The sequence below is a fragment of the Methylovorus menthalis genome (assembly GCF_020523625.1).
In the GTDB taxonomy this organism is placed as follows: domain Bacteria; phylum Pseudomonadota; class Gammaproteobacteria; order Burkholderiales; family Methylophilaceae; genus Methylovorus; species Methylovorus menthalis.
This window is the reverse complement of the sequence record NZ_JAJAQH010000006.1, coordinates 1,018,473-1,031,621: the sequence shown is the minus strand read 5'-3', so window position 1 is coordinate 1,031,621 and position 13,149 is coordinate 1,018,473. Positions and strand designations below refer to the sequence as shown.

General features: G+C 56.0%; 11 protein-coding genes. 10 read left to right on the top strand and 1 reads right to left on the bottom strand.

Going from position 1 to position 13,149, the window contains the following annotated elements; translation table 11 throughout:
* The first annotated feature begins 73 nt into the window (after positions 1-73).
* Positions 74-529, top strand: coding sequence for a PA2169 family four-helix-bundle protein (locus tag LG204_RS10800; RefSeq protein WP_230337276.1), 456 nt, complete (start codon positions 74-76; stop codon positions 527-529).
* Positions 530-620: 91 nt separating this feature from the next.
* Here LG204_RS10800 and queF read toward each other — a convergent pair whose 3' ends face one another.
* On the bottom strand, positions 621-1,040 hold the full coding sequence (gene queF / locus LG204_RS10795; protein ID WP_013442178.1) for a preQ(1) synthase: 420 nt from the start codon (positions 1,038-1,040) through the stop codon (positions 621-623).
* 115 nt (positions 1,041-1,155) lie between these two features.
* Between queF and smc the strand changes: the two genes are divergently transcribed.
* The 9 genes from smc to LG204_RS10750 all read left to right on the top strand — a co-directional run bounded on the left by smc (position 1,156) and on the right by LG204_RS10750 (position 13,144).
* A complete protein-coding gene (gene smc, locus LG204_RS10790) occupies positions 1,156-4,674 on the top strand; it encodes a chromosome segregation protein SMC (protein WP_230337275.1) in 3,519 nt (1,172 codons plus the stop codon).
* A 52-nt stretch (positions 4,675-4,726) separates the two neighbouring features.
* On the top strand, positions 4,727-6,118 hold the full coding sequence (locus LG204_RS10785; protein ID WP_230337274.1) for a cell division protein ZipA C-terminal FtsZ-binding domain-containing protein: 1,392 nt from the start codon (positions 4,727-4,729) through the stop codon (positions 6,116-6,118).
* A gap of 24 nt (positions 6,119-6,142) precedes the next feature.
* Entirely contained in the window at positions 6,143-8,242 is a 2,100-nt protein-coding gene (gene ligA, locus LG204_RS10780; protein WP_230337273.1) for an NAD-dependent DNA ligase LigA, read from the top strand.
* Complete coding sequence (cysQ, locus tag LG204_RS10775) at positions 8,232-9,056, top strand: 3'(2'),5'-bisphosphate nucleotidase CysQ (protein ID WP_230337272.1); 825 nt, start codon at positions 8,232-8,234, stop codon at positions 9,054-9,056. Before ligA ends, cysQ begins: the two co-directional genes overlap by 11 nt.
* A gap of 2 nt (positions 9,057-9,058) precedes the next feature.
* On the top strand, positions 9,059-9,976 hold the full coding sequence (locus LG204_RS10770; protein ID WP_230337271.1) for a tetratricopeptide repeat protein: 918 nt from the start codon (positions 9,059-9,061) through the stop codon (positions 9,974-9,976).
* Positions 9,977-10,094: 118 nt separating this feature from the next.
* The gene (gene msrP / locus LG204_RS10765) at positions 10,095-11,069 is read left to right on the top strand and encodes a protein-methionine-sulfoxide reductase catalytic subunit MsrP (RefSeq protein ID WP_230337270.1); all 975 of its coding nucleotides are present in this window, start codon (positions 10,095-10,097) and stop codon (positions 11,067-11,069) included.
* Between the two features lie 2 nt (positions 11,070-11,071).
* Positions 11,072-11,683, top strand: coding sequence for a protein-methionine-sulfoxide reductase heme-binding subunit MsrQ (locus LG204_RS10760; protein ID WP_230337269.1), 612 nt, complete (start codon positions 11,072-11,074; stop codon positions 11,681-11,683).
* A gap of 59 nt (positions 11,684-11,742) precedes the next feature.
* Complete coding sequence (locus LG204_RS10755) at positions 11,743-12,246, top strand: HvfX family Cu-binding RiPP maturation protein (RefSeq protein ID WP_230337268.1); 504 nt, start codon at positions 11,743-11,745, stop codon at positions 12,244-12,246.
* A gap of 217 nt (positions 12,247-12,463) precedes the next feature.
* Positions 12,464-13,144, top strand: a complete 681-nt coding sequence (locus LG204_RS10750) for a mechanosensitive ion channel family protein (protein ID WP_230337267.1) — start codon at positions 12,464-12,466, stop codon at positions 13,142-13,144.
* Positions 13,145-13,149 lie beyond the last annotated feature (5 nt).

The window sequence follows — 13,149 nt, the reverse complement described above, 5'->3', positions numbered from 1 at the left end:
TCTTATAGGCGATCAGGTTTGATGCATGGAAACTGTGGGTTCATCCAGTAATTGGAAAACAAGGAGTTATGTTATGGATAATAAAGAAGTGATTTCCACATTGAATGACCTGATCGAAATTTCCAAAGATGGCGAAGAGGGATTTCGGAATGCGGCGGACAACGTCGAAGTGACCCCGTTAAAAGAATACTTCCTTGATCGCTCGCAACAGGTGGCTTCGTCGGTGCATGAGCTACAGGATCTGGTTCGTACCTTGGGCGGTCAGCCTGAGACTGAATCCAGTGTCTCAGGTGCATTGCACAGGCGCTGGCTGGATTTCAAAACTGCGCTCACCAGCAATGACACTGTCGCTGTGTTGAATGAGACTGAGCGCGGTGAGGATGTGGCCCTGGCCCGCTACAAAAAGGCAATTCAGAAGGAACTGCCTGCCACCGTGCGCAATGTGGTGCAGCGCCAGCTTGAAGGCGTGCAGCGCAACCATGATCGCGTAAAACAATTGCGCGACGCTGCGCGGGCGGAAGTGGGCTAGTAATGGCCTGAATGAAGAGGGGGTTACCTCTCGCCCTCAATAAATAAAGGCACGCTTGGCGTGCCTTTATTATGTTGCTGCTGGAAAGGTGTTAACCGCGAATATTCGATTGCGCGTCAAACTGGCTCAACTCGACGCGTGGCAATGGCTGCCAGCCCGGTTTGCGATGTTCTGCCACGACGTTGGTAAATATACCGCCGCGCACATAAAACTTGGCAGTCAGACGCATGAATTTTGGGTCGGTCGCGGCAACCAGGTCGTCCAGAATACGGTTGGTCACCGCTTCATGGAAGCAGCCTTCATCGCGGAAAGACCACATGTAAAGCTTGAGGCTCTTCAACTCCACACACTTTTGATCAGGGATGTAATCCAGATACAGCACCGCAAAATCCGGTTGGCCGGTTTTGGGGCACAGGCAGGTGAATTCGGGGATTTCCATGTGGATGTGAAAATCACGGCCGGGCTGTGGGTTGTCAAAGGTTTCAAGTGCTTTCGTGGGTTGACTAGACATAAGGGCTACCGTATAAATTGAATGGATTGGATGTGGACTCGCCAGCGAGTGTTCGGTTCACATCGCGCAATCGCTTATTATACAAGCTCGCCTTCACGATAAAACACATTATAAAGTGCGCCTCACCCATCTTAAACTTGCCGGATTCAAATCCTTCGTTGATCCCACTACCTTGCATATTCATGGTCAGCGGGTAGGGGTTGTCGGTCCGAATGGCTGTGGAAAATCCAATGTCATGGAGTCCATACGCTGGGTACTGGGCGAATCCAGCGCCAAGGAAATGCGCGGCGACTCCATGGATGCCGTGATTTTCAATGGCTCGGCCAATCGCAAGCCTATCTCGCGCGCCAGCGTAGAGTTGATCTTCGACAACAGCCTGGGCGGCGCGGGCGGCGAGTGGGCGCAATATGCCGAAATCTCCGTCAAGCGCGTCATCGAGCGCGACAAGGGTTCCAGTTACTACATCAATAACAGTGCCGTCAGGCGCCGCGATGTTGCCGACCTGTTTCTGGGGACAGGTCTGGGCGGCCGGGCTTACGCCATCATTGGCCAGAACACCATCTCCCGGATTATTGAAGCCAAGCCTGAAGAGATGCGCGTCTTTCTGGAAGAGGCCGCTGGCATATCCAAATACAAAGAACGTCGCCGGGAGACCGAGCTGCGCTTGCGTGATACGCGCGAAAATCTGCTGCGGGTGGATGATATCCGCCAGGAGATGGTCAAGCAGATTACCCGCCTGGAGTCGCAGGCTGTGGTCACGCTGCAATACCATGACCTGCAAAAAACCCTGAAGCTGAGTCAGGGACAGCTATGGCTGCTCAAAAAACGGGATGCAGGCAATGGCTGGGAGAAAACCCAGCGCCAGGTTGAAAAGATGGTCAACGACCTGGAAGCGCAAATGGCGGCATTGCGCCATAGCGAGAGCGAAGTTGAAACCTTGCGCCAGCGCTATCAGGAAACCAACATCATCACCCAGCAAGTGCAGACCTTGTATTACGAAAGCAATGCAGAGCTGGCCAGGCTGGAGCAGCAGGTTAAACACACGCAGGAGGCCCGTGACCGCCTGCAGCAACAACTGCAGCAGATTGAAGCACAGCGCACCCGGCTGGAAAGCCAGCAGGCAGCGTTCAAGGAGCAGCTTGCCGCCCTGCAGGCGCAGCAGCTGACAGCGTCTACTGGCGAGACAGAGGCAAGTGCTGCGCTTGCTGCATTCAAGGCGGCGATGCCGGACATCGAGCGTGCATTTCAGGCCGCCTTGCATACGCATTCGGCTGCACAGCGCAGCCTCAATGATGCCGAGCAATCCATACGCCTGGAAGCCTCCGGCATTGAGCATATGGAGCGCAGCCTCGCTGAATTGAGCCAGCGCGAGCGCAAGCTGGAAACAGATCGGCAACAGCTGAGTGTCCCAGATGAAAACGTGCTTACCCAATTGCAGGCTACGCATGCAACTGAGCAGCAGGCGATTTCTGCACTTGAGCAGGGCATAGCGAACCTCCGCCAGCGTGAGCAAGAGCAGCAGGATGCGCTGCGGCTGGCGCGCGAGACCTTATTGGCAAGTGAGCGGCTTTTCGCGCAAACAGAAGCCCAGGTCAACTCACTCAGCAAAATCCAGCAATCCATGGGGCGCGAGAGTCAGCTGGAGTCATGGCTCAATAATAGCGGCATCGCATCAGGCGAGCGCCTGTGGCAGCAACTCAAAATTGCCGATGGCTGGGAAGTTGCAGTGGAAGCCGCACTGGGTGCCAGACTGAATACGCTGATGCAGAATGGCAGATCGCCGACGCTCTCATCCAGACCGCCAGCAGCGGTGACGCTGGGCGCGATGGTGCCGGAAGCGACGGCACAAACGAGTGCGATACCGCAACGTGCATGGCCACGATTGCTGGACCGCATTAATTTGAAGAATGCCAGGGCGGCCGGTGTTCTTGCTGATTGGTTAAGTCAGATCTATATCGTGGAAGACGACGGCCAGGCTGAGCGCATGCAAGCGGAATTGAATTCCGGGGAAATGCTGATCAACCGGCACGGCGACGTCTACACACACCACAGTCTCAGCCTGCATGCGGCCAAGTCTGAATTGAATGGCGTGCTGGAGCGCCAGCGCGAACTGGATGCCTTGAGCAGCGAGCTACCGCAACAGGCCACCAGCGTTAGCGAGGCAAAAGCAGCATTGCTTGCGCATGAAGCCACCTTGCAAACACTGCGACAGGATAATCAGCAACAGCAGCAGGCCTTGCGTGTGCAAACACAGCAGCATCACCAGCGGCAACTTGAAATCCAGCGTTTACAGCAGCAAAGACAGCATGCGCTGGAGCGTGGCAAGCAACTGGCGAGTGAACTGGAAACGCTGCGTGAGCGACGCACCGAGTTGCAAGCCCAGTTGCAGCAAAAACAGGATGCCATAAAAGCCTTGCAAGCCTCCGTGGCCCAGCTTCAGGAAGAACGCCAGCATACACAGCAGCAACGCTTTACCGCCGAAAACGCCCTGGCGCAGGCACGCGCCAATCTGCAAAAAGCAGAACGCGAAGCGCAAGAGCAGGTATTTAACAATAAATTAATCACCAACAATATCAATGATTTAAATAACAGACTTCAATCCACCTCAGAAGAGATGGATGCGCTGGCAGTCCGGCAGCAAGAGACAGAAGCCATGCTGGCAGCGGCAAAAATGGATACCTTGAAGTCCAACCTTGAGCAGGCCGTCAATGCCAAACAGGCACGCGAAGCCGAGCTGGCCGCGGCGCGGGATGCCATGACCGTCGCCGAACAGGGCCTGCAGGTGCAGGAACAGCAGCGCATGCAGATTGAGCAATCGATGCACCCCATGCGCGACAAGCTGGAACAGGCGCGGCTGGCGGAGCAGCAGGCCCGGTTGCAATTTGAGCAATGCCAGCAAGGGCTGGAGGCTACTGGCCTTGACGAAGCCGTGCTGGGCGAAAGCCTGCCCGCGCAGATCAAGGTAAGCGATCTGGAGCGCAAGCTGGGCACGCTGAATGAAGAAATCGAGGCCTTAGGCCCGGTCAACCTTGCCGCTGTGCAAGAGCTTGAAAGCGAAAAAGAGCGCAAACAGTATCTGGACAGCCAGGCGACCGATCTTGATCAGGCCATCCAGACGCTGGAAGACGCCATCCGCCGCATTGATCGCGAAACCCGCAGCCGCCTGCAACAGACCTTTGACGAAGCCAATCGTCACTTTGGCGAGCTATTTGCTTCATTGTTTGGTGGCGGGCAGGCGCGGCTGGAGCTTTTAGGCGATGAGATACTGGATACTGGCATGCAGGTATTTGCCCAGCCACCCGGCAAGAAAAACAGCACCATTCATTTGTTGTCTGGTGGCGAAAAGGCCCTGACGGCGCTGGCGCTGGTCTTTGCCTTGTTCCGGCTTAATCCGGCGCCGTTCTGCCTGATGGACGAAGTGGACGCGCCATTGGATGACAGCAATACCGAGCGTTTTTGCGCGATGGTAAAAAAAATGTCGGAACGTACGCAATTCCTGTTTGTAAGTCATAATAAAATAACAATGGAGATGGCCCAGCAAATGATAGGGGTCACTATGCAGGAGTCGGGGGTTTCTCGCGTGGTGGAAGTTGACATGCAAATGGCGCTGCAGATGCACGAGTCGGCCGCATAAATCAAAGATTCCGCCTTATTTACAAGTAAACACCAATAGAGTGCATTAACACATGACCGATTTACAGCTAGCATTGATTGCCCTGGGCGCACTGATCATCTTCGCAGTCGTGCTTTTCAACTGGTGGCAAGAGCGTAAGCTGCACAAGGAAACCGAAAGCCGTTTTGTCGAGCCTGAAACCGATGTGCTGATGGACGAAGACTTTCGCATAGACCCCCACACCGTATTACGCGGTGACAAACGCGAAGAACCCGAGGAAGAAGAGTTCGTGGTTCGCGTGCGCATACAGGATGACGAGCCGGCACCGCAAGTTGCGGCTTCCCATGAAGCTGAACCGCGTTTCAGCATGCCAGCAGAGCCCGACGCAAGGGAAGAGCCAGAGCCCGCCATCAGCCAAGCTCCCCTCCATCTGGATGTTACGGAAGAAATCGCTGAGCAAGCGCCAGAAGCAGCACCATCCGCCTACACCGAAAACCCGGTCGCTGATTTACCTCCAGAACAACCCGTTGAGCATGTGCTGGCAGAAGAGCCTGCGATAAACCTGGGCTCGACAACTGCCCCTTGGGATGAACCTGTCACTGAAGAATCCCAGCCAGCTGCTGCGCCAGAATCCGTGGCATTGCCTGCAGATGTTGATGCGCAAATTGACCTTAGCGCGATTCTTTATCTGCCGCGCCCCTATAGCGGTGCCGCCTTGCGCCAGCAGTTCCTGAATTTTTCCGAGATTGACAAGCCGGTGAATGCCTTTGGCCTGGATGCTTTCCGCGAGTGGCATTTGCTGACGCGCGAGCAGGAGCAGGGCGAGTTTACCCGCTGCGTATGCAGCCTGCAGCTGGCTGATCGCTCAGGCGCGGTGTCGCGTGAAATGCTGATCCGCTTTCAGAATGCCGCTGAAGATATTGCGCTTAATCTTGGCGCGCAGGTGGAATGGCAAGGTGCGGCTGATCCGCTGGTCTACGCCCAGGCGCTGGATGCGTTTTGTATCGAGGTCGATAAACTGGTCAGCCTGCATATTGTGCAAGGCAGCAATGGCCCGTTCACTGGCACCAAATTCCGTGGCCTGGCTGAGGCCAGCGGCTTGGTGCTGGGTAACGATGGCGCTTTCCATTATCGCGATGAGCAGGGCCACACATCGTTTTCGCTGATCAATCAGGACAGCAACCCCTTCAATGCCGACATGCTGCGCACAGTCGTGATCAAGGGCGTGGTGTTCCAGCTGGATATCCCTCACGTCAAAAACTGCACCGAGGTATTCAATCAGATGGTGCTGGCGGCGCGCCAGATGTCCAACAGCCTGAGTGCCAACCTGGTAGATGACAACTACCGCCAGCTCACTGATGCCCAAATAGACCGGATTCGCCAGCAGCTGAAAATGCTGCACGCGCAGATGATTACCCGCGGCATCATGCCCGGTGGCCAGACGGCCGCCCGTTTATTCTCCTGATTTTGCCTTTATTGCCCCCTGCCTATGACCAAGCCAGACCCCAGCCAGGGAGCATTGTTTGACAATGCACCAGCTACCGTGACCTCTGCCACGCCAGAGGTCACGATCCGCCAGCTGCGCGAGCAGATCAATCTCTACAACTATCAATACTATGTGCTTGACGACCCCAGCGTTCCGGATAGCGAATACGACAGACTGTTTCGCGAGCTGCAGGCGCTGGAGCAGGCCCATCCCGAGCTGCTCACGCCGGATTCCCCCACGCAACGCGTAGGCGCATCGCCGCTCAAGGCCTTTCCCAGCGTGCAGCACCGACAAGCCATGCTCTCACTCAACAATGCCTTTGAAGAAAGCGAGCTTACTGCCTTTGACAAGCGCATCCGTGATGCCCTGGGCATTGCCCAGGTGGAATACGCAGTGGAGCCCAAGTTTGACGGTCTGGCGATCACGCTGACCTACGAAAACGGTCTCTTTGTGCAGGGTGCCACCCGTGGCGATGGCTACACCGGTGAAGATGTCAGCTCCAACCTGCGCACCATACGCGCCATCCCCATGCGCTTGCCGGTGGAAAATCCACCGGCACTGATTGAAGTGCGCGGCGAAGTGCTGATGCTGAAGCGTGATTTCGACAAATTGAACCGCCAGCAGGCCGAGCGCGGTGAAAAGCTATTTGCCAACCCGCGCAATGCGGCGGCTGGCAGCCTGCGCCAGCTTGATCCGGCCATTACCGCGACGCGTCCCTTGATGTTTTTTGCCTATGGCCTGGGCATCGCCGAAGGTGTGCCTCTACTCACCACGCATGCTGCTGCCATGAATTATCTGGCATCGCTACGCCTGCCCGTGAGTGACCAGCGGGATACGGTGCAAGGCCTGGCCGGGCTGCTGGACTATTACACGCGCATAGGCGCAGCCCGCCCCAATCTGCCGTTTGATATTGATGGTGTGGTCTACAAGGTCAACAGCATTGCCCAGCAAAACGAACTGGGCTTTGTTTCACGCGCCCCGCGCTGGGCGGTAGCGCATAAATTCCCGGCTCAAGAGGCGCTCACCGAAATACAGGCCATTGATGTTCAAGTAGGTCGCACCGGCGCCATTACCCCAGTCGCGCGCCTGAAGCCGGTATTTGTCGGCGGCGTCACCGTCACCAATGCCACCTTGCATAATCAGGATGAAATCGATCGCAAGGACGTGCGCGTGGGCGATACCGTCAGTGTGCGTAGGGCAGGGGATGTGATTCCGGAAGTGGTCGCCGTGTTACTGGAAAAACGCCCGGCCAATACCGTTGCCTATCGCCTGCTGGAGGCGATCAACCACCAGTGCCCGGTATGCGGCTCGCACGTGATCAGGCAAGAAGATGAAGCCGTAGCGCGCTGCACGGGGGGGCTCTTTTGCTCTGCTCAGCGCAAGCAAGCCGTGCTGCATTTTGCCTCGCGACGCGCCATCGATATTGAAGGTCTGGGCGAAAAGCTGGTCGATCAACTGGTCGATGGTGCGCATATTCATACGCTGGCCGATATCTACCGGCTCGACCTTGCCACGCTGTCGGCGCTGGATCGCATGGCTGAAAAGTCCGCCCAGAATATTCTCGATGCCCTGCAAGCCAGCAAATCCACCACGCTGGCCCGGTTTATTTATGCCTTGGGCATACGCAATGTGGGGGAAGCCACAGCCAAAGACCTGGCGCGCTATTTTGGCGGCCTGCAGGCCCTGCTGGCGGCAGACATTGAACAATTGCAGCAAGTGCCGGATGTCGGTCCCATCGTCGCGGAATCCATACGTCAATTCCTCTCCGAGCCACATAACCAGCAAGTCATTCAGGACCTGCAGGATGTGGGTCTGCATTGGACGGAGTCCGATGGCGCAGGCACCCAGCAAGGCGTGCTCACCGGCAAAACCCTGGTGCTCACCGGCACGCTACCCACTATGTCGCGCGATCAGGCCAAAGCGTTGATTGAAGCTGCGGGCGGCAAGGTCGCAGGCAGCGTTTCCAAGAAAACCGATTTTGTGGTCGCCGGTGAAGAAGCGGGCAGCAAGCTGACCAAGGCGCAGGAGCTGGGTGTTGCCGTGATTGATGAAAGCGGCCTTCTGGCACTGCTGGAGGACAATCAGGCGAGCCATGACGACTGAAACGCCCATCGCTTTGCAGGCGCTCCTGCCGGAAGTCATCCGCATCGCACGAGAGGCGGGCAAGGCGATCCTGGAGGTGTATCAGGGTGAGTTTTCCGTCACACGCAAAGCCGATGCATCGCCCGTCACTGCGGCCGACCTGTCAGCCCACGAGGTTATCGAAAAAGGCCTTCAGGCCTTGCCCTGGCAACTGCCTGTGCTGTCGGAAGAGTCGGTGCTGGCGCCTTACTTCGTCAGGCAGCAATGGCAGCATTACTGGCTGGTCGATCCACTCGATGGCACGCGTGAATTCATCAAACGCAATGGCGAATTCACCGTCAACATTGCGCTGATCCATGAAGGCATCTCGGTGCTTGGCGTCGTCTACGCGCCGGTCACGGGTGACCTTTACTATGCATCGCAGGGCGCGGGTGCCTTTCACCAGACAACTGATAGCCCACCACGACAGATTCATGCGCGTGCGCTCGCCTTGCCCCATATCACCATCGCCGGCAGCCGTTCGCACAGCCAGGCACGTATGCAGCATTTTATGGAGCAGCTCAGCCGGAACTATTCGCCTCCGCAAGTAATCTCTATGGGCAGCTCCCTTAAAATCTGCCTGGTGGCAGAAGGGCGGGCGGATGTTTACCCCAGGCTGGGCCTCACCTCGGAATGGGATACCGCGGCAGGCCAGTGTGTGCTGGAGCAGGCGGGCGGACATCTGGTGGATATGGCAGGCAGGCCGCTGCGCTACAACAAAAAAGAAAGCCTGCTGAACCCTGAATTTTTCGCATGTGGCGCCACGCCGCATGCCTGGCAACTTTATCTGGAATAACGATGCGTTTAAGAGTCTTTTTGTTTGCAGTGATGGTGGCCGCCAGTACGCTGGCACAGGCCGGAGATGACAATCTTGCGGAGAAAATTGCCGCCTGTAACCGCGCCATAGGCGAGGGCGATGCCTCCAAGGCGCTGGCCTTTGCCGAGCAGGTATTGAAACAGGATAAATCCAACCGCCAGGCCTTGCTGTGCAAAGGCCGCGCGCATGGCGGTACTGGCCAGTTTGATCAGGCCATCAATGCCCTGATGGCTGCTGAAAAGCTATCGTCCACGCCCATGGAGCACATCATCGCCCTCACCCTGATCGGCAATGTGCAAAAAAGCGCCCAGCATTATCCGGAAGCGCTCGCGGCCTACCAGCAAAGCCTGGCACTTGCCAAGAGCACCAACGACTCCAACTTTCAGCGCATAGACCTTAACCTGATCGGCGATACCATGGTGGCCTCGGGTGACCTCAAGGGCGGGCTGCAACACTACTTGCAAGGCAGTACGCTGGCGGCGAATGACAATGAGCGGGCCGATGGCTTTGCCCGCATAGCCTCCACCTACAGCAGCCTTCAGCAACACGACCAGGCAGTGGAATACCAGCTCAAGGCCGTACTTATGCAGGAACGGGCGGGGGATCTTGATCAGTTCTGCCATGCCAACCTTGAGCTTGGTCGCATCTACACCTCGGCTCAGGATTACCCCAACGCCGAAAAATACATTCAGAAAGTCATCAAGATCGCCAAGGATCAAAGTGGAGCCTATTGGGAAGCCAAAGGCTATTACTATCTGGCGCTGGCCAAGGCAGCCAGCCAGCATCCGGATGAAGCCCGCCAGCTGCTGGCTGACGCGCAGCATATTACGCAGGATATCGGCGCAGAAAGCCTGGGTGACGAGATTGCCCGTAGTCAGCAAAGCTTGCCACGCCAATAATTTTCACGTTCGGCCTGTGAATATGTAAGGCCGCCGCGTTCTGTACGACTAAGGGGTAAGCCAGGCAGCTTGCTGCTGGACTTATTCCGACTCACAGGCAGGTTTACGCAGGAGCATCATGATGCTGATAGGCAAACAATCCGATATCACCCCTTCCGAAATCACACCACAAAGCGTGTATCAGGACAGGCGGCAATTCATCAAGGCGGCTGGTTTTGGTCTGCTGGCAACGGCGGCAGCGGGTTACGGCCTTATTCCTAACCATGCCCGGGCCGCTGCCGAGCAGCGCAAAAAGATCACCGGCTTCAGCAAAACCGCCTACGGGACGGATGAAAAGCTCACCCCGTATGACGATGTCACCAACTACAACAATTACTACGAATTCGGCACCAGCAAGAGTGATCCATCTGAACACTCCAAGCTGTTCAAGCCCACGCCGTGGAGTGTTGCCATTGAAGGCGAGGTGAAAAATCCGCGCACGGTCAATCTGGAAGACATCCTGAAAATCGCTCCGCTGGAAGAGCGCATCTATCGCATGCGCTGCGTTGAGGGCTGGTCCATGGTCATTCCATGGGTAGGCCTGCCAATGGCGCAACTGATCAAATGGGCCGAGCCCACTGCCAATGCCAAGTTCGTGGAATTTGTCACGCTGGATGATTCGCTGAGGATGCCCGGCGCCCGCGTGCCTATTCTGGATTGGCCGTATACCGAAGGCCTGCGCATGGATGAAGCCATGAACCCACTCACCATTCTCGCGGTCGGTCTCTATGGCGAGGTGCTGCCTAATCAGAATGGCGCCCCCATCAGACTAGTGGTGCCGTGGAAATATGGCTTCAAAGGCGCCAAGGCCATCGTCAAGATTCGCTTTCGCGAGACCATGCCACAAACCACCTGGGTAAAAGCCGGGCCGCGGGAATATGGCTTTTATGCCAATGTGAACCCCACGGTGGATCATCCGCGCTGGACGCAAGCCTCGGAAAGGCGCATCGGCGGCAGCGTGTTTTCACCACGCGTCAAGACCCAGATGTTCAATGGCTACGCCGAGCAGGTTGCCCACCTGTATAGCGGCATGGATCTGCGCAAGAACTTCTGATCATGCTCCCACCCAATCGACAACAGCTGGGCCTGATCAAGGCCGGCTTGTTCCTGCTCGCGCTCATTCCGCTGGCCCGCCTGCTGTGGCTGGGTATGCACGATGACCTTGGCGCCAACCCCATCGAGTTCATCGAGCGGTCCACCGGCACCTGGGCCTTGGTCATTCTGCTGGTCACCTTGTCATTCACGCCCTTGCGCCTGCTTACCGGTACGGCGTGGCCGGTGCAATTGCGGCGCATGGCAGGGCTTTTCATGTTTTTCTATGCCTGCCTGCACATCACCACCTATGTCTGGCTGGACCACTGGTTTGATTGGCAGGAGATTGCCAAAGACATCATCAAGCATCCCTATGTGCTGGTTGGCTTTGCCGCTTTCATGCTCAGCATTCCGCTGGCGCTGACATCGAGCAACGCCATGATCAAGCGCCTGCGTCAGCGCTGGAAACCCTTGCATCGGCTGGTGTATCTGGTCGCGATTTTTGCCGTACTGCATTTCTGGTGGCTGGTGAAAAAAGACATCACCGAGCCCATGCTGTATGCCCTGGTGCTGAGTGTGCTGCTGGCAATACGCGTGGCATTCACCCTGCGCAAAAGAAAAGGGCAGCTGGTGTAAGGATAAGCGCATCTCCGCGACTAAGCCTTGTAACACTCATTATTTACAAGGGGAATCCAATGTCGAACATCATGCGCTTTTACCAACCTTTTCAGCATATTAGCAACCGGATTGGCGATGCCTTGCCGCCACTTGTTCTGCGCCTGATCCTGGCCTGGGAGTTTGGCGAAGCAGGCTACGAAAAACTCATGGGCAGCAACTGGTTTGCTGATGTGAGCTTTCCTTTTCCTTTCAGCCTGTTGCCGCCTGATGTCAGCTGGCAGATAGCCACCTGGTTTGAGCTGGGCGGGGCCGTGCTGCTGGTGCTGGGGCTGGCCACCCGCTTTGTCAGCCTCTCCCTTATCATCCTGACCATCGTGGCGATTGCCGCGGTACATTGGCCTGCCGAATGGCATAGCCTCAGCCAGTTGCTCACCGGCTACCGCATCATTGATGAAACCGGCGATGGCCTGGGCAATTACAAACTGCCTTTGCTGTATATCGTCATGTTCCTGCCGCTGTTATTCCGTGGGGCAGGCAGCTTGAGTCTGGATCACCTGTTGGTGCGTCGCTTGTTTAAATAAGGCTATATTAATATTTTTATTTCAATTATTTACAAATGGATAAATTAGATAGTTAAAGTAATATCGAGTAAATAACCCCTAAGTTTATTGCGAGATTGGACTAATTGCGCCAAAATGCAGCTCGGCTTTTTTGAGTCTACGCAGCACAACATCCATTCCACAGCTGCGGCCTTAGCGGTATTCAAGGTATCTCGCAATACATATTTAGGAGGATCCAATGCAAACTCAGATCGATATCTTTTTATCGTCACTCAATCAGTTCTGGGGCCAGGTCGCTACATTTTTCCCAAAGTTGTTAGCCGTCATGGTCATTCTGTTCTTCGGCTGGGTACTGGCAAAAATCGCCTGTGTCGGCGTCAAGCGCGTGCTTGAATTCACCCATTTCGATAAATTCGCTGACAAATCCGGCCTTGAAGCCTTCCTCAAGCATAGTGAATTCGACCTTACCCTGAGCGGCGTCATCAGCCAGGTCGTCTACTGGCTGGTTATCCTGCTGTTCGTCATCACTGGCGCCAATGCCCTGGGCCTGAACGAAGTAGCCGTGATGCTGCACCAGCTGGCAAACTATCTGCCCAAGATCATCATCGCCATCCTGGTATTGCTGTTTGGTACCTTGCTGGCCCGCTTCGTTAACCGCCTGGTATTCGCATGGCTGCACGGCATCAAGTTCAGCGGCGCGCTGGCCATCAGCACCTCGGCCGAGTATGGCATCCAGATTCTCGCCATGTTCGTAGCACTGGAACAGCTGGATATCGGCACGCAACTGCTGACCTCGCTCTTCGTGATCGTATTCGGTGCCATTTTCCTGGCGCTGGCGATTGCTTTTGGCCTGGGCGGCAAGGATTGGGCAGCCGGCATTATCGAAAACTTCCACAAAAACAAGAACAACAACAAGTAACCCTG